Raw genomic sequence first — 701 nt, forward strand, 5'->3', positions numbered from 1 at the left:
CCGGTACGCCAAGAGCGTCGCCCTCAGCCTCTACTCGGACGAGCAGTGCGAGGGCCTGGCCGCCTGGCGCGTGCACCTCGGCACGTGGGACGAGGCCCGCTTCCCGACGCTGACCGTTGACGCCCGGGCGATCGTGGACCAGGTCCCGGAGGTGGCCCTGCTCGACGTCGGCGACGTCATCAAGGTCACGAACGTGCCCACCAAGCACAGCTTCAACGACCTGTACCTGCTCGTCATGGGCTACACCGAGACGCTCAGCCAGTTCCGGTGGCAGATCACGTTCAACTGCGTGCCCTACGGGCCGTGGATGACGGCCGTCGTGGGGGAGGCCCGGGCCGACACCAGCGGCAGCACCCTCGAGGTGGCGGCCACCGACACCGCCACCACGCTGCAGGTCGTCAACGAGGCGGCCCCGTGGGCGCGCTCGGCCGACTACCCCGGCGACTTCCCCATGGACATCCTCGTCGACGGCGAGCGCATGACCCTGACGGCCGTCACGGGCGCGCGCGAGGACTCCTTCGACCGCACCGTGGCGAGCGGCTGGGGAACGATGGACACCGGGCAGGCCTGGACCGTTACCGGCACGGCCGCCGACTACGCCGTCGGCTCCGGCTACGGGTCGACGACCCAGCCGACCACCGGCATCGCCCACCTCACGCACACCCCGGCCCCCTCGGCCGACGTCGACCTCTACGTGGACG

General features: G+C 71.3%; 1 pseudogene. It reads left to right on the forward strand.

Annotated features, from left to right (window positions below):
- Positions 1-701: pseudogene (locus IF17_RS0135725) on the forward strand (hypothetical protein); the annotation flags it as partial.

Origin of the sequence: Streptomyces cyaneofuscatus (genome assembly GCF_000718135.1) — a bacterium.
Lineage (GTDB): Bacteria > Actinomycetota > Actinomycetes > Streptomycetales > Streptomycetaceae > Streptomyces > Streptomyces cyaneofuscatus.